Here is a 19,699-nt window from a genome sequence, read left to right as displayed (position 1 = left end):
TTTTTGCAGTATACGATTACTTCTTACGCGCGTACTTCAGTGAGTCCAGCGCGACCGCGAAGATGATAATGCCGCCCTTGATGATGTACTGCCAGTATGGGTTCACGCCGATGTAGGTCAGACCGTAGTTGATGACGGTGAAGATAATCACACCGGTCACCACGCCAAACACGGTCCCTACCCCGCCGCTGAACGACACGCCGCCAACCACGCACGCCGCAATCGCATCCAGCTCATACATAAAGCCGAGGTTGTTAGTCGCCGAGCCGATACGCCCGGCTTCGAGCAAACCACCAAAGGCATAAAACACGCCAGACAACGCATAGATGATCAGCAGGTTCAGCGCAACGTTGACCCCGGACACTTTCGCGGCTTCAGGGTTTCCGCCGATGGCGAAAATGTTTTTACCGAAGCGGGTCTTGTTCCACAGCACCCAGACAAACGCCACCGCAATCAGCGCATAGAAGGTAATGTAGGAGAGGCGGAAACTACCCAGCGCAATAAAGCCCTGCGCGAAGGTGGAGAATCCGCTGTCAAAGCCAGAAATTGGTGATGCGCCGACAAAGTCGTAGTACAGGGAGTTGATCCCGTAAACGATGATCATCGTACCCAGGGTAGTAATAAACGGCGTCACATTCAGATAAGCAATGATAATACCGTTCACCAGACCGATAATGGCGCCAATCACGCAAACAATCAGCACGACTACGATGATTGGCATTGTAGCCATTTCCGGGAACACCTTGTTGGCGTTCTCCATCGACTGTAGCAAGGTTGCCGCCACGACTGCCGCCAGGCCAACCTGACGTCCCGCCGACAGATCTGTCCCTTGGGTAACAATCAGCCCGGCCACACCCAATGCGATAATAATACGCACCGAGGATTGCGTCAGAATATTACTCAGGTTCAGTAAGCTTAAGAAAGTGGGATCCTGGAAAATAATAATCGCCAGCAAAACCAAAAGAACAACGTAAATTCCGCCTTCTTTCAGATAAGTAAGAAAACTTTTCTTATTTAACGCACTCATGAGGAGCCCCTAATCTTAAAGGTGCAAAGACGCAAGACGGAGGATTTCGTTTTGCGTTGTTGTTTTAGTGTCAACAATTCCGGCAACGAGACCATTGCTCATCACCAGAATACGATCGGTAATACCCAGCAGCTCCGGCATTTCAGAGGAAATAATAATAATCCCCTTATCCTTTTTCGCGAGTTCGGCAATCAGCTGATAAATTTCAAATTTCGCGCCAACATCGATACCACGCGTGGGTTCATCTAACATCAGGATTTCTGGCTGCGTTAATAACCAGCGACCAATAACCACCTTTTGCTGATTACCACCGGACAGTGAACCGATTTGTGTACGATGGCCCGGCGTTTTCACCCTCATTGAGTCAATTACCCACTGGGTATCACTCTTCATGCGGGAATTATCCAGCAGACCAACTTTATTTTTATAGTTTTGGATATTGGAGATTAACGAGTTAAAACCAATATCCAGATACGCGTAAATACCGGTTGAGCGGCGCTCTTCCGTGACCAGCGCAAAACCATGATTAATGGCCTCATTTGCGCTGTGGTTATTAATCTTTTTGCCGTGTAGCGTAATCGTACCCGATGATTTCTCACGAATACCAAAAAGCGTTTCAACGATATCAGTACGTTTTGCGCCGACCAGCCCGGCAATCCCGAGAATTTCCCCTTTGTGCAAATCAAACGAGATATCACGAATCGATGGCTGACGCAGCGAGGTCAGGTTACGCACTTGCAGAATGACTTCGCCTGGTTTGTTTTCTTTATCCGGAAAACGTTGGTTCAGTGAGCGGCCGACCATCATGGAGATGATCTTATCCATATCCAGCCCTTCCAGCGGCTGGGTCGCAATCCACTGGCCATCGCGCAGCACGGTAATTTCATCGCATAGCTGGAAGATTTCTTCCATCTTATGAGAAATATAAACAATACCGCATCCACGCTCTTTCAGCTTACGGATAATGGTAAACAGATGATTAACTTCTTTCTCGGTTAACGATGACGTTGGCTCATCCATGATGACGATTTTTGCGTCATAGGAGAACGCTTTTGCAATTTCAATCATCTGCATTTGAGAAACGGATAATGTACCAACGCGCGCACGCGGATCGATATCAATATCCAGCTCATCAAATATCGCTTTGGTATCGCGGTACATTTTGTCCTGATCGACAAACATGCCTTTGGTGGGATAGCGTCCCAGCCACATGTTATCCATCACAGAACGTTGTAATACCAGGTTTAATTCCTGGTGTACCATCGAAATACCATTTTCAAGCGCTTCTTTAGCAGAATGAAAATCGATTTCTTTACCCTGAAATAAAATACTACCGGAATCTTTTTGATAGATACCGAAAAGACATTTCAATAATGTTGATTTCCCCGCGCCATTCTCCCCCATTAAGGCATGAATGGAATGTGGGCGGACTTTTAAATTGACATTATCAAGAGCCTTAACGCCGGGGAAGGACTTGTTGATGCCGGTCATTTCCAACAAGTATTCGCCTGACGACTGAGTATGTGTGCTGACCATAATTATACCTTGTTGGCCTTGCAGAGTGCGTTATTAAGGGCGCAATGACATTGCGCCCAAAGACGGAGTATTTACTTATTGGTAAACTCTGCCAGATTATCTTTATCGACACCTACGTACGGAACGCGAACAATTTTGTTCTCAATTTTCCAGTTAGTGCCATCTGCCGCACCTTTGCCGTCAGCCAGGTTTTTCGCCAGATCGAAGGTGGCTTTCGCCTGGTTGTTGGCGTCGTTCAGCACGGTACCAGCCATTGCGCCAGATTTCACCAGAGCCAGCGCTTCAGGCAGCGCATCCACACCAAATACCGGTACGCTGGTTTTGTTGTGCGCTTTCAGTGCTTCAACTGCGCCCATTGCCATCGCATCGTTGTTTGCGATAACCACTTCGATTTTGTTGGCGTTCGGACCGGACATCCACGCATCCATTTTATCTTTTGCCTGAGCGGTATCCCACATTGCAGTATCTAACTGCAGTTGCTCAGTTTTAATGCCTTTATCGTTCAGCTCTTTAATCACGTAAGTGGTACGTGCTTCAGCGTCCGGGTGTCCCGGTTCGCCTTTCAGCAGAACAAACTGAATTTTGCCGTCTTTGTTCAGGTCCCAGTTCGGGTTCGCTGCCCAGTGTTTGGCGATCAAATCACCCTGAATAATACCGGACTCTTTAGAGTCGGTACCGACGTAAAACGCTTTGTCATAGCTGTCCAGCGCCTTACGAGAAGGTTCTTTGTTAAAGAACACGATCGGTACGTTTTGCCCGCGTGCTTTTTCAATGACCGTGCCTGCCGCTGCCGGGTCAACCAGGTTAATCGCCAGTGCTTTAACGCCTTTTGCCAGCAGCACGTCGATCTGGTCGTTTTGTTTGGACTGGTCGTTCTGCGAGTCATTCATCAGCAGCTGTACATCTGGCGCCGCTTTGGCATCTTTTTCAATAGCCTTACGTACTACAGACATAAAGTTATCGTCATACTTATAGATAGTCACACCAATGCGGGTATCAGCAGCGTGCGCAGCCGCGCCGAATAACATGCTTGCCATTACAGCAGACAGGGTCAACACCTTCTTATTCATGGTATCTCCGGTTTTATTATGCAGGGTAGTACTTGAGATAAATGCTCGGCAGGCAGAACGTTACTGAAGTGTTACTGAACGCCGAAGCTCACTTTTAAAAAATATTTCTTCCGTGTCTGGCAACGCTCCAAAAACAGGCTTTAATTTTTGTTTAAGGCACCTTTACCTCGGTGAAAGTGATTATTCACCGTTACATAGTAGTTACAGCGCAACAAACAGTGTCATCATAGCTATCGCATTGTTAATATACTGTGAATTTACTCACATATTGAAAGCGGTTACATCGCGCAACGTTATGAGTTAGTGATCGGTGCCGCATTCTGCCGTAGCGCCACTGAATGGCGACGCACCAGCGTCGGCATAAAGCAATGCGTCGCCTCCAGGTCTAACGTGCCTGCAGCCCCCTGTAGCGCAAGCTCCGTCGCCATTTTTGCCATGGAGGCAATGGGATAGCGTACGGTGGTCAGTTGCGGATCGGTGTAACGCGCGATAGGAATATCATCAAAGCCAATGATAGAAAGGTGTAATGGAATAGCGATGCCGTTGTCTTTTAGCGCGGTCAGCGCGCCGGCAGCCATATTGTCGTTATAGGCGAAAACCGCCGTCAGTTGTAAGTTACGTCCCAGCAGTTCTACCATCGCAGACTCTCCGCCTTGCATATCGGGCGAACCGGTGCCGACCCAACTTTCTGCCGCAACAATCCCCTGCTCTTTCAGGGCTGTTAACCACCCTTCTTTGCGCATGGTGTCATCTTCAATGCGATGGCTTGACGCCAGATAACCGATGCGTTGATGACCATTATTCAGCAGCATTCGGGTCGCCATTTTGGCACCGCTGATGTTATCCAGGCAGACGCAACGGTGGGCGTAACCCGGCACCAGACGGTTGATCAGCACCATGCCGGGGATCTGATCCATAAACTCGGCCAGTTCCCGATCGCTCAGTGCTTTAGAGTGTACAATCAGTGCGTTACAGCGCTGACGAATCAACACCTCAATGGCATGACGTTCTTTTTCAGCCTCATGGTAGCTGTTGCCAATCAGGACATACTTCTGATGCTGCTGGGCAACCATATCCACGGCTTTTACCAGCGCGCCAAAAAAGGCGTCTGATACATCCATGACCACAACACCAATCGTGTCGCTCACCTGCGTCGCCAGCGCTTGCGCGTTGGCATTAGGTCGATAGCCCAGCAGAGTAACTGCCTTCATTACCGCTTCACGCGTATCGGGACTCACCAGCGCACTGTTGTTCAGTACGCGGGAAACGGTCGCTACAGAAACGCCAGACTGTCGTGCCACATCACGTATGGTGATCATATTCACTGCCCTGTTTTAGATTGCGGTTGCCCGCAGACACCCCAGGCTGGGTATTTTGTCAGCACAACGAAACGCACTGCGTGAGAGATGTCACAGGAATGAAAGCGCTTACATCCGTTTTGTTAATGAATGTGATCCAGATCGTTATCTGGATGTACGCGGCAATGATGTCCCCGCAGCACGCAGGGTTAATTGACGCCACAGCCATTCCACCGGGCCCTGGCGGTAATAACGTAGCCATATGACGGAGAAAAGTAGGTTAACGGCCCAAACCGGAATGACGAAATACAGCAGCTCCAGTCGGTCAAATTTCATAAATAAGCCGACCTGGTAAAACAGCGTGGTGCAGATTAAGGTTTGTAACAGATAGTTAGTTAATGCCATGCGCCCCACACAGGCGATGGCAATGACCCATTTTAAGCGGCTAAGCTGCGGCCAGAAGCCGAACATCAGCGCGGCGTAACCAATGGTTTGCAACGGCGCGCCCAGCTCTCGCGGGGCTTGTAGCAAGAAGGCACACCAGCGATATGCCCATTCCAGATGCCACTGAGCGACGATAGCAGGCAGGTTAATCGCCATCCCTAGAATGACCAGCAGTACACCGGTGCGTCGGTAATGCTGTAAGCTGTACTGCCCTTTTAACCAACCGCTGCGCATCAATGCCGCGCCGAGCAGCATCATCCCCGCCAGTTGCCAGCCGTACTGTGCGCCCAGCGCCAGCAAACTATTGGACATCATATCCACGCGATTGCTGACGGCTTCCATTCCACCGTTTATTTTCCAGTATTTTTCATACAGCAACGCTGAGGCATCCGGCGTCCAGGCACGACTGGTCTCACTCCCGGAGATTACCCCCAGCAGCAGCAATACGCCAACGCCCACCAGATAAAGCAGTACGCCGGTGTTAAATAAGCTTTTTACCGACGGCGCATCACGGATCAACCGCCAACAAATCAGGCCGATTAAGCCATATGCCAGCAGGATATCGCCATCCCAGAAGAGTAAACCGTGAATAAAACCCAATAGAACCAGCAGCGTAAGCCGCGACTGGATCCAGCGTTTACCGCGCGGGAGCAGCATTTGCAGACCGGCACCGAACAGCAGCGCAAACAACGTGAGGAATTTTACCTGCGCAAAGAGATCGAGCAGCGCCCAGGTCCAGGCGTCGGATAAGGTGATGTTGCCATACCACGCGGGATTGAGGTATGCCGCCTTTGGCAAGCCAAAGGCGCTAATATTGAGAAGCAGGATACCAAGAATGGCGACGCCACGAATAAAATCCAGCGTGACATTACGCTCCATGGTCCCTGCCCTAATCAGTTGTGATGACGTACTGCGCGCAGGAATTCCTGACGCGTGTTCTGGCTGGACTTAAACAATCCGCCAAGAGAAGTGGTCGTGGTCGCACTGGTCGCATCGCGAATGCCGCGCGCTTTCACACAGTAATGTACCGCATCAATCGACACCGCCACATTATTCGTCCCGAGCAGCGTTTGCAGCGCGGTGAGAATTTGCTGGGTGAGACGTTCCTGAACCTGCGGACGCTGTGCGAAAAACTGCACAATGCGGTTAATCTTCGACAGACCAATAACCGAATCTTTCGGGATATACGCCACCGTCGCTTTGCCATCGATAGTAACAAAGTGGTGTTCGCAGGTGCTGGTCAGCGTGATATCGCGGACCGTGACCATCTCGTCCACCTTCATTTTGTTTTCAATGACGGTAATTTTCGGGAAGTTGGCGTAGTCGAGGCCGGAGAAAATCTCATCGACATACATTTTCGCAATGCGATGCGGAGTTTCCATCAAACTGTCATCGCTCAAATCGAGATTGAGCAACTGCATAATCTCGGTCATATGGCCCGAGATAAGACGTTTGCGCGTTTCGTTATCCATCTCTTGCACGGGCGGGCGTAGTGGCGTTTCAAGACCACGCGCGACCAGCGCTTCATGAACCAGGGCCGCTTCTTTACTGAGTGATGACATTTCTTCTTCTCCTGCAGGTGGGGCGCCTCTGCCCTGCATGGGGCAAAGTTTTTAGGCTGTGTCACAGCCAGAACATTGTGCGTGAGGCGGCGCACATAATCCAGTATTCACCGCGATAATTATTGAAATTGGCACAGCCTTTCAGCGTAGCTGATTTCACTTGTCGTTCTACCCGGCGACGTCGAGTGTTAATGTAAAGTTATATAGATGATGAAGTATGTTTGCTCAATGCGGAAGTGAAAGTTGCTCACAGTGCCATGAATAATCTGTATTATGGTGAGTTCGCAAACATATTCAGGTTCAACACAACAAGGAGCCCCGCATGGAAATGCTTGAAGAGCACCGCTGTTTTGAAGGCTGGCAGCAACGCTGGCGTCACGACTCCGCCACGTTAAATTGCACCATGACCTTCAGTATTTTTCTTCCTCCCCCGCGCGATAACACCCCGCCTCCGGTGCTGTACTGGCTGTCGGGTCTGACATGCAATGATGAAAACTTCACGACTAAAGCCGGCGCACAACGCATCGCGGCTGAGCTGGGCATTGTACTGGTGATGCCGGACACCAGTCCGCGCGGCGAACAGGTTGCCAATGATGATGGATACGATTTAGGCCAGGGGGCGGGATTTTACCTCAATGCTACCCAACAGCCATGGGCAACGCATTTTCGCATGTATGACTATCTGCGTGATGAGCTGCCGGCACTGATTCAATCGCAGTTTAACGTCAGCGATCGCTGCGCCATCAGTGGACACTCCATGGGCGGTCACGGCGCATTGATTATGTCGCTGAAAAATCCCGGGAAATACACCAGCATTTCCGCCTTTGCACCGATCGTAAATCCTTGCCGCGTTCCGTGGGGGGAGAAGGCTTTTAGCGCGTATCTGGGTGAAGATAAATCACAGTGGGCCGAGTGGGACAGCTGCGAGTTAATGTTGGCCAGCAAGCCCGCAGACGCGATTCCGACGCTTATTGATCAGGGAGACAGCGATCAGTTTCTCGCCGATCAGCTGCAACCCGCGGTGCTGGCCGAAACGGCCCGTCAAACCGCATGGCCAATGACGCTACGCATCCAGCCCGGTTACGACCATAGCTATTACTTTATTGCGTCGTTTATTGAGGATCACCTGCGCTTCCACGCCCAGTATTTGTTGAAGTAACGCCTGAGTGAGGGCGCCAGCCCTCTTCATTTCTCCATCATTCCTTCACTTTTTCTCCTTTTTTCTTTCTCCACTATCCTATTGATTTAAAAAGCATTACCCTCAAAACGATATCAAACACAAATGATTTCGATTATCATTTGTGTTTACAAACATTCATACTTTTGTACAATCCATTCGCTTCTTTACTGAAAAGAGTCCTTAAAAGACAAATACATACAATTGTCATGGCCTTTCACATGACGCGCTGATCGTTACCCTAAATAATTCGAGTTGTATGAACGCGCGTAGCCACGCATCTGCAACTTGAAGTATGCCGGGTAAATTCATTTAAATGGAATGATACAAATGACTATACCTCACGTTAAGGCTGTAGCTGCCGCAGTATGCGTCGCCAGTCTCCCATCACTCGGGCATGCCGCTGAACAAGACACCGTGGTGGTTACCGCCACCGGCTTCGAACAGAAAATTCAGGACGCCCCCGCTTCGATATCTGTTATTACCAAGCAGCAGATTGAGGACAAAGCCTATCGCGATGTTACTGATGCGCTAAAAGATGTCCCTGGCGTCGTCGTCACCGGCGGGGGTAGCAGCAGCGATATCAGTATTCGTGGTATGGCTTCGCAATACACGCTCTTCCTGGTCAACGGTAAACGCATCAGCACACGCGGCACACGTCCTAACAGCGACAACTCAGGTATTGAGCAAGGTTGGCTGCCGCCGCTGGAATCCATCGAGCGTATCGAGGTAATCCGTGGCCCAATGTCATCTCTGTACGGCTCCGATGCGATGGGCGGCGTCATCAACGTCATCACCAAGAAAGTGTCGAATACCAAAGCCTGGACCGGCTCTCTGCACGGCGATGCCACTTTCCAGGAAGACAGAGACTCCGGCGATATTTATCAGACCAACGCCTATGCGTCTGGGCCCCTGATTGACGGATTACTCGGCGCAAAAGTGACCGGGTTATTCTCTCATCGGGCAGAGGACAAAATCCTCAATGGCTACAATGAACAGCGTATGCGTAACGGGGGCTTAACCCTGAACTTTACGCCAGATGATAAAAATGACATCGACTTCGATTACGCACGTGAACTGCAGGATCGCGACAGTACGCCAGGCAAATCCATGGCCGAGGAAAGCTGCCGCAACGGAAGCTGCAAGCCCAACAGTAAAAGCGAAAACAAGTATGTGCACACAACGTATTCACTAACCCACAGCGGTTATTACGACGACTTCAACTCCACCAGCTATGTCCAGCAGGAAGAGACCGAAAACCCAGGTCGCCAGATGAAGTCCTACAACACGATTTTCAATAACCAGAACCAGGTCTTCCTTGGGGCGCACACCCTGACGTTGGGCGGGCAATACCGTTATGAAAAACTGAGTGATAACGGCAACCAGCTGCAAGCTGCTGATGGACTGAACAAACTGACCCGCTGGAGCTGGGCGCTGTTTGCTGAAGATGAGTGGGCCGTTACCGATACCTTCACGCTGACTGGCGGTCTGCGTATGGATAAAGATGAAAACTACGGCGACAACTGGACGCCGCGCGGTTATGGCGTATGGCATCTGAGCGATCAATGGACCTTAAAAGGCGGCGTTTCAGCGGGCTATCGCGCACCGGATCTGCGCCAGTCGTCTGCCAGTTGGGGACAGGTCACCGGCGGCGGTAGACTGAACGGCATCATTGTCGGCAACCCGGACCTGAAGCCGGAGAAAAGCCTCAGCGAAGAGATCGGTTTACTGTGGGATAACGGCAACGATCTCAACGCGGGCGTCACGCTGTTCAATACTGACTTCAAAGACAAAATCACCGAAGTGCGCCGCTGTAACAGCAGCTCCGATCCGGCCTGTACCATCGGCAATACCCACTATGACTTCGTCAGCGATCGCGTTAACGTCGATAAAGCCAATATGCGCGGCGTAGAATCCACTTTCGGCTGGAAGATGACTTCCGACATCAACTGGACGGCGAACTACACTTACACGGAATCTGAACAGAAAAGCGGTCAGTTCTCCGGTGAGCCATTGAACAAAATGCCAAAGCATATGTTCAACACCACGCTGGACTGGCAGGCCACGCAGGATCTCGGTTTCTGGAGCCGTCTGAATCTGCGCGGGAAAACGTCTGAATACCTGAGCCGTACCTCCATGGCGCAGGGCACCCCGTCCTATACTCAGGTCGATGTTGGTTTGCGCTATTATGCAAACAAAGATCTGCTGATGACCGCTGGCGTGTATAACGTGCTGGATAAGCAAATCGATTACGATACCTACGACACTGTTCTCGATGGTCGTCGTTACACGGTTGGCCTGACTTACAGCTTCTAAGTCTGGCGCAATAAAAAAACCCCGGCACTCATCATGCCGGGGTTTTTGTTATGCTTTTTATACTGTTATTTCTTCACGCGATCCGGGAATTTCATTTCGCTGTAGCGAACAAAATGAGTTCCTTTCGCCAGCTTATAGCCAAACCAGATAATCAGGAACAGCGGGATACCGATATAGGTTGCCATCACGCCGCCCCAGTCAATGCTATCTTTCAGGAACGCTTCGTAGTTCTGGCCCAGAGTGATAATCAGGCACAGCACAAAGGCGAAGATCGGACCCAGCGGGAAGAAGCCAGAACGGTACGGCAGATCCTTCACATCGCGCCCCTGCAGCACATAACCGCGACGGAAACGATAGTGGCTAATCGCGATCCCCAGCCAGGCGATAAAGCCCGTCATCCCGGAGGTGTTCAGCAGCCAGAGGTACACGGTCTGGTTACCAAACATAGAGGTCAGGAAACACAGCCCCGCCACCACAGTCGTCGCATACAGCGCGTTACGCGGAACACCGCCACGAGACAGTTTGCCGAAAATACGCGGCGCTTTACCGTCGCATGCCAGGGTGTAAAGCATACGCGTGGAGGCATACATCCCGGAGTTACCCGCTGACAGTACCGCCGTCAGGATAACCGCGTTCATTACTGCTGCGGCTGACAGCAGACCCGCATGCTGGAATACCAACGTGAACGGGCTAACGCTGATGTCTTTCACATCGTTGCGCAGCAGGCTCGGATCGGTGTATGGGATAATCAGGCTGATAATCAAAATCGCGAACACATAGAACAGCAGGATTCGCCAAAACACCTGACGCACCGCACGTGGAATGTTCTTTTCAGGATCTTCAGATTCGCCTGCCGCGATACCGATCAGCTCAGTTCCCTGGAAGGAGAAGCCGACGATCATCGCCACACCAATCATAGCGGCAAAACCCCCGGCAAACGGTGCATCACCGGTCGTCCAGTTGCTCCAGCCCACTGGCTGAGTGCCTTTGAAGATACCGAAAATCATCATCACGCCAACCACGATGAAGATAATTACAGTGGTAACTTTGATCAGCGAGAACCAGTATTCCGCTTCACCAAATCCGCGAACGGAAATGTAGTTCAGCAGGAAGATAACGCCGAGGAACAGTGCGCTCCAGATCCAGCCCGGCGTGTCCGGGAACCACCAGCTCATCACCAACTGTGCGGCCACCAGGTCAACGGCAATCGTTACCGCCCAGTTGTACCAGTAGTTCCAGCCCAGCGCGAAGCCAAAGCCTTCTTCTACGTAGTTTTGACCGTAAGTGGAGAACGAGCCGGAAACCGGCATATAGGCAGCCAGTTCACCGAGGCTGGTCATCAGGAAGTACACCATCAGACCGATCAGGATATAAGAGAACAACGCGCCGCCAGGACCCGCCGCAGAAATAGTTGCACCAGATGCAACGAAAAGACCTGTACCGATGGAGCCTCCAATGGCAATCATCGTCAGGTGACGCGCCTTCAGTTCACGACGTAGCGTGGGCGCTTCTGTGGTTTTAGTTTCGGAAACCATGTGAAAATGCTATCCATCCAAAAAATGAGGCGCGATTGTAGCAGACGAAATGGCATTCTTCCGGCACAAATGCGCTGTTATAAGAGACCTTCATGACTGGCCGCGGATTATAAGTAAAGCAGAAAATGAGCAGCACAAGGCGGTTAAGACGTAACAGCCATTATGGATAGGGTGACCTGACGAGAGTTAGCGCGCTATTCGCCCTACTCAACCTGGTCGCTGTAATATAAAAAACGCGTAATGGCATTGGAGATATGTTTTTGCCGGTGATGAACGCGCCAGAGAGTGCGCACTAAACGCGGCAGTGGCACGGTAACTTCGCTCAGCGTCCCTGCCTGTAACTGCTCCGCAATGACCCGACGCGACAAACAGCTGATCCCGAGACCATGGCGCACCGCATGCTTAATGGCCTCGGAGTTCCCCAACTCCATCGCCATCTGAAATCTTGGCAGATGAGACAACAGCAGGTAATCCACCAGTTCACGCGTACCCGATCCTCGCTCACGCAGGATCCACGGCGAAGCAGCCAGCTGTTCCAGCGTAACGGGCCCCTTTGTGAGCGGTGACGACGGTGCGGCAAACACCACCAGTTCGTCCTCCAGCCACGGTTCAGAGATGATTTCCGTACTGTGACACGGCCCTTCAATCAGCCCGATGTCTACCCGAAAATCCAGCACCGCATTGATCACGTCCTGGCTGTTGCCCACGCTAAGTTCCAGCGGCAAATCGGGGAAGTCCTGGCGATAACGAGCGATCATGGCGGGCAGAATATAATTACCGATGGTGCTACTGGCATAGACCCGAATGGCGCCATTATCTTTGCGAAAAAGCTGTTCGATTTCGGTGGTTTGCTCAAGTAACGCCAGCGCGCGCGGATAAAGCAAGCGTCCGTGTTCGTTAACCACCAGCCGTTTGCCGACACGGTCAAACAGTTGCACGCCAAGTTGCCCTTCCAGATCGGTAAGCGCCGCACTCACCGCCGACTGCGACAATGCCAGCATGACAGATGCCTGGGTCGTTGAGCCGCTTTTTAGTACCTCAGCAAACACTTCAAGTTGTCGTAGGGTGATATGCATAGTCGTTTTCCACCGGATAGCCGTTACTTATACCCTAAATAATTCGAGTTGCAGGAAGGCGGCAAGAGAGAGCATCCCCCGGAGCGTACTTAAGTACGTGACTGGGGTGAACGAGCGCAGCCAACGCACATGCAACTTGAAGTATGACGGGTATACCACTTATATAGATTAATTATAAATATATAATCAATTTTATTTTTAAACCACTTCGCCTTACTCTTTTACCCAGATAAAGGAGAAGGATATGACAGAACTCACCTTACAGACTCATCGTCGTACAGCGTGGCATTTTATTCCGGGGCTTGCCCTGAGTGCAGTTATCACTGGGGTCGCCTTATGGGGAGGATCCATTCCCGCCGTCGCAGGTGCCGGGTTCAGCGCCCTCACCTTAGCCATCTTATTGGGGATGATTCTCGGCAACACCGTCTATCCGCACATCTGGAAAAGCTGTGACGGCGGCGTGCTGTTCGCGAAACAACATTTATTACGTCTGGGGATTATCCTCTACGGTTTCCGCCTCACCTTCGCGCAAATTGCTGACGTCGGCGTCAGCGGTATCGTGATTGATGTGTTAACGCTAAGCAGTACCTTTATGATTGCCTGTTTCCTGGGGCAGAAAGTATTTGGTCTGGACCGTCACACCAGTTGGCTGATTGGCGCGGGTAGCAGCATTTGTGGTGCCGCCGCCGTGCTGGCAACCGAACCAGTGGTGAAAGCAGAAGCCAGTAAAGTGACCGTCGCTGTCGCCACCGTGGTTATCTTCGGTACTATCGCAATCTTCCTGTATCCGGCGATGTATCCGTTGCTTTCACACTGGTTTAGCCCAGAAACCTACGGCATTTACATTGGCTCCACCATGCATGAAGTTGCACAGGTTGTGGCTGCCGGGCACGCCATTAGCCCGGATGCGGAAAACGCCGCGGTTATTGCCAAAATGCTGCGCGTCATGATGCTGGCACCGTTCCTTATCCTCCTGGCCGCACGCGTTAAACAACTGTCTCCGGCCACGGGCGGTGAGAAGAGCAAAATAACCATTCCATGGTTTGCCATCCTGTTCATTGTGGTCGCAATTTTTAACTCGTTCCACCTGCTGCCACAGTCAGTAGTGAACATGCTGGTAACGCTGGACACCATTTTGCTGGCAATGGCGATGGCTGCCCTGGGGCTGACCACGCACGTTAGCGCGCTGAAAAAAGCCGGTGCCAAACCGTTACTGATGGCCCTGCTGCTGTTTGTCTGGCTGATTGTGGGTGGTGGTGCGATTAACGTCGCTATCCACGCGCTGATGGCATAAACGATCACGACTCACCTCTATTAACCCGCTATACTCTCCCTTTTTGTATTTGAGTATGGCGGGTTAAATTTATGAAATATATCGGAGCGCACGTAAGCGCCGCTGGCGGTCTGGCTAACGCCGCTATTCGAGCCGCAGAAATCGAAGCGACCGCATTCGCCCTGTTCACCAAAAATCAGCGCCAGTGGCGTGCCGCGCCGCTGACCACCGAAATCATTGATGATTTTAAATCTGCCTGCGAGAAGTATCACTATACTGCCGCCCAGATCCTGCCTCACGACAGTTACCTGATTAACCTCGGTCATCCGGTTAGCGATGCGCTGGAAAAATCACGTGATGCGTTTATAGATGAAATGCAGCGCTGTGAAATGCTGGGCTTATCCTTGCTGAACTTTCACCCGGGCAGCCATTTGATGCAGATCCCGGAAGATGAATGTCTGGCGCGCATTGCCGAATCCATCAACATCGCCCTTGCTCAGACCCAGGGCGTTACGGCAGTTATCGAAAATACCGCCGGACAAGGCAGCAACCTTGGATTTAAGTTTGAGCACCTTGCCGCCATTATCGACGGCGTCGAAGACAAGTCCCGCGTCGGCGTCTGTATTGATACCTGCCATGCCTTCGCGGCCGGTTACGATTTGCGCTCCGTCGAGGAATGCGAAAAGACGTTTGCGGAATTTGAACGTATTGTCGGCTTCAGGTACCTACGCGGTATGCACCTGAACGACGCCAAGAGCGCATTTGGCAGTCGCGTTGACCGTCACCACAGCTTAGGTGAAGGCAATATTGGCCACGATGCCTTCCGTTGGATCATGCAGGACAATCGTTTTGACGGCATTCCGCTGGTGCTGGAAACGATTAATCCGGATATCTGGGCAGAAGAGATTGCCTGGCTGAAAGCCCAGCAAACAGAAAAAGCGGTGGCATAATCATGAACGACAGGGAAAAGCAGATCCTTAAGATCCTGCGTCGCAATCCGTTGATTCAGCAGAATGAAATCGCCGATATTTTGCAGATCAGCCGTTCACGCGTTGCTGCGCATATTATGGATTTGATGCGTAAAGGCATGATCAAAGGTAAAGGTTATATCCTTACCGAACAGGATTATTGCGTGGTTGTCGGGGCGATCAATATGGATATTCGTGGTGTTGCTGACATCCACTATCCTCAGGCTGCCTCTAACCCTGGTAGCATTCACTGCTCGGCAGGCGGCGTGGGACGTAACATCGCCCACAACCTGGCGCTGCTGGGCCGTGACGTCCACTTAATTTCCGCTGTTGGCAGTGATTTCTATGGCGAAACATTGCTGGAACAAACGCGTCAGGCCGGTGTTAACGTTTCCAGTTGCATACGCCTGCATGGACATAACACCTCAACTTACCTGTCGATCGCTAATCAGCAGGAAGAGACCGTACTGGCAATTAACGATACCCATATCCTGCAACAATTGACGCCGCAGTTACTGAACAGTTCGCGAGATTTGATCCGCCATTCCGGTGTCGTACTGGCTGATTGCAATCTGACTGCCGAAGCCATTGAGTGGGTCTTTACTATTGCTGATGATATTCCGGTATTCATTGACACCGTTTCAGAGTTCAAAGCGGCAAAAATGAAGACCTGGTTTACGCGTATTCATACGCTAAAACCAACGCAGAAAGAGCTGGCGATTTTGTGGGGTCAACCTATTCATTCAGATGCCGATCGCGTACTGGCCGTCAATAGTCTCCATCAGCAAGGGGTAAAACGAATCTTTGTTTGCCTGGAAGATGAATCCGTTTTTTGCAGCGAAAAGGACGGAGAACAGTTTTTACTGACGCCTCCTGAGCATACGGTTGTAGACAGTTTTGGCGCCGACGATGCTTTTATGGCGGGATTGCTGTACAGCTTTCTGGAAGGTAGTGAATTTCGTGAAAGCGCTCACTTTGCCATGGCCTGCGCGGCATTATCGCGAGCCAGCGTCAGCATCAACAACCCAACCCTCTCAGCAGATAACGCCTTGTATTTGCTGCAAACTGCTTAAATGTAATGCCGGATGGCGCTACGCGTATCCGGCATTATTTTCGCTATGCCAGCCCGATAAAGAAACCGGCTATAGTGGCGCTCATCAGGTTTGACAGCGTTGCTGCTGCCAGCGCGCGCATGCCAAGTTGCGCGATTTCCGGGGCACGCTGTGGCGCAATCGCCGAAAATGCCCCGACGACAACGCCAATCGAACCAAAGTTAGCGAAACCACACAGCGCAAACGAGATAATCGCAATGGTCTTCACATCCAGCGTTCCACCCGTTTGCAGATACGGCGAGAAGTTGAGATAAGCGACAAACTCATTAATCGCCAGCTTCTGTCCGATCAGGCTGCCTGCCAGCGTCGCATCGCCCCAGTCCACACCCATAATCCACGCCAGCGGGGCTAGCGCATAGCCAAAGATCCCTTCCAGAGTGGCGTGACCAAAGCCAAACCACCCACCAATTCCGCCAATAATGCCGTTAATCAGCGCGATAATGGCGACAAATGCCATTACGACCGTCGCCACGCCAGCGGCAATTTTCAGCCCGGTCATCGCTCCGCTCGCCGCTGCTTCGATGATGCTTTTCGGTGGCGTTTCAGTAAATGACAGGTTCTCAAAGGTGACACGAGATTCTTCAGTTGCCGGACTCAGCATACGCGCGAACAAAATACCGCCAGGGATTGCCATCAACGATGCCGCCAGCAAATAGTCAATCGGAACGCCCATTCCGGCGTAACCAATCATCATTGAGCCAGCAATCGAGGCCATCCCACTACAAATAGCGGTAAACAGCTCATTGCGATTCAGGCGGTCAATAAACGGCTTCACGATCGCCGGGATCTCGTTTTGCCCGAGGAAAATCGTCGTTACGGCGACAAATGACTCGATCTTACTGATGTTCAGCGCTTTCTGGAAAATACCGCCGAGGATGCGGATCAATAGCCCCATCACGCCAATGTAGTAGAGAAGACTGATCAGTGCGGTCACAAAAATGATGGCCGGTAGCACCCGAAAAGCAAAGATAAACCCGGCTCCGTCAAACAGCACATCCATTTTTGGCCCAACCAGGGAGCCAAAGATAAATGCGCTTCCCGCGTCACTGTATGACATCACCTTGTGGACACCGAGCGCAGCCTGTTCAACCAGCCATTTTCCCGGCGGGAAGTACAGCATAATGCCGCCGATTGCGATTTGCAGTACCAGTGCAGCCCCGACCGTGCGCAGACTGATACGTTTTTTATTTACTGACAGCAGAAACGCGATGGCCAGTAATACCACCATACCCACAACACTTCTCATTATATCCATAATGAAATTCCCTTCATGCCAGGAAACCCGGCGTTATCGCCAGGTTTTGGTAGGTTTGATATTCGCGGGCGACCGCATTCTGCCCGGGAAACTCTGTCAGACGAGGCGCTGATACTCCTTCGCAATTTCACAGGCCAGTACCGCATTGTTGAACACCAGCTGAATATTTGATTTCAGGCTGTCACCACCGGTCAGCTCTGCAACCCGCGCTAACAGGAACGGCGTACTCTCTTTGCCCACAACGCCCTGATCTTCCGCTTCTTTTACCGCCCGATCGATTGCCGCATTAATTTTCTCTTCGGCCATCGCAAACTGCTCTGGGATGGGGTTCGCAACAACCAGACCGCCGTCGAGACCCGTTTGCCATTTCACCGCCATGGCACGGGCAATCTCTTGCGCACTGTCCAGACGGATACTGACCTCAAACGGACTGGTACGGCAGAAAAATGCTGGCAACGCGTTGGTTTGATAACCAATTAACGGCACACCAAAGGTTTCTAAATATTCAGTAGTTAAGCCGAGATCAAGAATAGATTTCGCCCCGGCACAAATTACCGTGACATTGGTATGCGCCAGTTCTTGCAGATCCGCGGAAATATCAAAGGTATGTTCAGCACCACGATGAACCCCACCTATTCCCCCTGTCGCAAATACTTTAATTCCCGCCAGGGCGGCAATAATCATGGTTGAGGCAACAGTCGTTGCACCATTTTTTCCTGCCGCGACCACAAACGGCAAATCACGACGACTTACTTTCGTAACGCTATGACCTTCTCGCCCAAGCAGCTCAATTTCATCTTTGCTTAAACCAACTTTCATTATTCCGCCAATAATGGCAATGGTCGCAGGAACCGCACCGTGTTTACGAATAGTTTCTTCTACTTCAATCGCTGTCTGGGCATTCTGCGGAAATGGCATACCATGAGAAATAATGGTTGATTCAAGTGCAACAATCGGCTTCTTACTGTTTAATGCTTCCTGTACTTCTGGAGATATTTGTAATAATTCAGAGGAAAGAGTTAATTCAGACATTCTGTGTTCTCCACTAATGAGCTTACATTCGCAACAGACAAATCAGGGTTATTGGTATATTCACAGGCTAACGCCATTGATGAACAACCCTGCGCAAATCGAACCGAATCAATAAAGGGCATGCCGTCTACCCAGCAGGAAGCCAGTCCAGCCATCATCGCATCGCCAGCCCCGGTAACATTAATGACGTGAGTTTTAATCGGCAGCGACCAACCACGACTCCCCGCAATATCACTGTAATAAACACCGTCACCGCCCATGCTGAGCACCAGCCTATTTAAGCCGCGATCATGAAACCAGGCGGCGACTTTACCCACGTCATCACGCCCGGAAAGCGCAATACCGCTTAGCGTTTCGGCTTCAAGCCGGTTGGGTTTAAGAGTGTGAATTTGTGCAAGCCGCTCGCGAATTTTGACGCATTTCCATGCCGATACCGGGTCAACAAACACCGGAACCTCTCCGGCATTTTCCAGCACCCATGCCAGGGCATCTTCGCTGATATTGCAATCGGCGACAATGACTTTCGCCTGCCGAATAAAATCATGATGCTGTGATAAAAAATCTGCTGAAATATGTTCGGTAATGCTCATATCATTAATGGCAACCAACATTTCACCGGTGTTATCAAGCAATGATAAATAACTGGACGTATTCTCTCCGGGAACGATAAGACACTTATCAACATGAACTCCGGATTGATTGGTTTGCGCCAATAACGATTGTCCATAAAAATCATTACCAACCGCCGTCAGTAACCATGAATTTTTCCCCAGCAGCGCGAGATTATGTGCAATGTTACGTCCAACTCCGCCGGGGGTGAATTTTATCTTTCCTGGATTCGAATCCGCATAATTTAGAGAAGCATGCGAATACCCAGCAACATCCATATTGGCCGAGCCAATAGTTACTATGTATTCCTTTTCACGCATAGCACGTCCCCTGGCAATTAACTTGCCACAAATGAGTTCGTTAAAAATAACCAACGCCACACATCAGGTTATTAGAGCACATGTTCACT

General features: G+C 51.0%; 16 protein-coding genes. 5 read left to right on the top strand and 11 right to left on the bottom strand.

The features are described 5' to 3' along the window. Positions 1-16: 16 nt before the first annotated feature. The 6 genes from mglC to folE form a co-directional block, all read right to left on the bottom strand. Positions 17-1,027 carry a galactose/methyl galactoside ABC transporter permease MglC gene (gene mglC, locus HV334_RS09020; protein WP_003027393.1) on the bottom strand — a complete coding sequence of 337 codons (1,011 nt, stop codon included), beginning with the start codon at positions 1,025-1,027 and terminating at the stop codon, positions 17-19. A 15-nt stretch (positions 1,028-1,042) separates the two neighbouring features. After that, on the bottom strand, positions 1,043-2,563 hold the full coding sequence (gene mglA / locus HV334_RS09015; protein WP_016153718.1) for a galactose/methyl galactoside ABC transporter ATP-binding protein MglA: 1,521 nt from the start codon (positions 2,561-2,563) through the stop codon (positions 1,043-1,045). A gap of 71 nt (positions 2,564-2,634) precedes the next feature. After that, complete coding sequence (gene mglB / locus HV334_RS09010; protein WP_016153719.1) at positions 2,635-3,633, bottom strand: galactose/glucose ABC transporter substrate-binding protein MglB; 999 nt, start codon at positions 3,631-3,633, stop codon at positions 2,635-2,637. Positions 3,634-3,926: 293 nt separating this feature from the next. Further along, a complete protein-coding gene (gene galS / locus HV334_RS09005; RefSeq protein ID WP_047359172.1) occupies positions 3,927-4,952 on the bottom strand; it encodes an HTH-type transcriptional regulator GalS in 1,026 nt (341 codons plus the stop codon). Between the two features lie 144 nt (positions 4,953-5,096). Next, positions 5,097-6,254, bottom strand: coding sequence for a DUF418 domain-containing protein YeiB (gene yeiB, locus HV334_RS09000; protein ID WP_181221502.1), 1,158 nt, complete (start codon positions 6,252-6,254; stop codon positions 5,097-5,099). Positions 6,255-6,268: 14 nt separating this feature from the next. Then, on the bottom strand, positions 6,269-6,937 hold the full coding sequence (gene folE / locus HV334_RS08995; RefSeq protein WP_003027410.1) for a GTP cyclohydrolase I FolE: 669 nt from the start codon (positions 6,935-6,937) through the stop codon (positions 6,269-6,271). A gap of 322 nt (positions 6,938-7,259) precedes the next feature. On the opposite strand from folE, the gene fghA reads away from it, so the two are divergent. Then, complete coding sequence (gene fghA / locus HV334_RS08990) at positions 7,260-8,096, top strand: S-formylglutathione hydrolase (RefSeq protein WP_181221500.1); 837 nt, start codon at positions 7,260-7,262, stop codon at positions 8,094-8,096. A 348-nt stretch (positions 8,097-8,444) separates the two neighbouring features. Then, positions 8,445-10,430, top strand: coding sequence for a ligand-gated channel protein (locus HV334_RS08985; protein ID WP_181221499.1), 1,986 nt, complete (start codon positions 8,445-8,447; stop codon positions 10,428-10,430). Between the two features lie 65 nt (positions 10,431-10,495). On the opposite strand, the gene lysP is transcribed toward HV334_RS08985, so the two are convergent. Beyond that, entirely contained in the window at positions 10,496-11,965 is a 1,470-nt protein-coding gene (lysP, locus tag HV334_RS08980) for a lysine-specific permease (protein ID WP_047500979.1), read from the bottom strand. A 203-nt stretch (positions 11,966-12,168) separates the two neighbouring features. Then, the gene (gene yieE, locus HV334_RS08975; protein WP_016153725.1) at positions 12,169-13,041 is read right to left on the bottom strand and encodes a DNA-binding transcriptional regulator YeiE; all 873 of its coding nucleotides are present in this window, start codon (positions 13,039-13,041) and stop codon (positions 12,169-12,171) included. A 244-nt stretch (positions 13,042-13,285) separates the two neighbouring features. On the opposite strand from yieE, the gene HV334_RS08970 reads away from it, so the two are divergent. The 3 genes from HV334_RS08970 to HV334_RS08960 all read left to right on the top strand — a co-directional run bounded on the left by HV334_RS08970 (position 13,286) and on the right by HV334_RS08960 (position 16,355). Continuing rightward, entirely contained in the window at positions 13,286-14,335 is a 1,050-nt protein-coding gene (locus tag HV334_RS08970) for a YeiH family protein (protein ID WP_016153726.1), read from the top strand. Positions 14,336-14,406: 71 nt separating this feature from the next. After that, on the top strand, positions 14,407-15,264 hold the full coding sequence (gene nfo / locus HV334_RS08965; protein ID WP_080858907.1) for a deoxyribonuclease IV: 858 nt from the start codon (positions 14,407-14,409) through the stop codon (positions 15,262-15,264). A 2-nt stretch (positions 15,265-15,266) separates the two neighbouring features. Beyond that, entirely contained in the window at positions 15,267-16,355 is a 1,089-nt protein-coding gene (locus HV334_RS08960) for a sugar kinase (RefSeq protein ID WP_047416236.1), read from the top strand. 43 nt (positions 16,356-16,398) lie between these two features. Here the strand turns inward: HV334_RS08960 and HV334_RS08955 are convergent, their stop codons facing one another. From HV334_RS08955 to HV334_RS08945, 3 genes are all read right to left on the bottom strand, one after another. Then, positions 16,399-17,649, bottom strand: a complete 1,251-nt coding sequence (locus HV334_RS08955) for a NupC/NupG family nucleoside CNT transporter (protein ID WP_047359178.1) — start codon at positions 17,647-17,649, stop codon at positions 16,399-16,401. A gap of 96 nt (positions 17,650-17,745) precedes the next feature. Continuing rightward, positions 17,746-18,681 carry a pseudouridine-5'-phosphate glycosidase gene (locus HV334_RS08950; RefSeq protein ID WP_016156984.1) on the bottom strand — a complete coding sequence of 312 codons (936 nt, stop codon included), beginning with the start codon at positions 18,679-18,681 and terminating at the stop codon, positions 17,746-17,748. Next, complete coding sequence (locus HV334_RS08945; RefSeq protein WP_181221497.1) at positions 18,669-19,610, bottom strand: pseudouridine kinase; 942 nt, start codon at positions 19,608-19,610, stop codon at positions 18,669-18,671. Before HV334_RS08945 ends, HV334_RS08950 begins: the two co-directional genes overlap by 13 nt. Between the last annotated feature and the right edge of the window lie 89 nt (positions 19,611-19,699).

The organism is Citrobacter sp. RHBSTW-00944, from assembly GCF_013615435.1.
In the GTDB taxonomy this organism is placed as follows: Bacteria; Pseudomonadota; Gammaproteobacteria; order Enterobacterales; family Enterobacteriaceae; genus Citrobacter; species Citrobacter braakii.
Note: the sequence above shows the minus strand (reverse complement) of the source record. Positions and strands in the feature narration are given on the sequence as shown.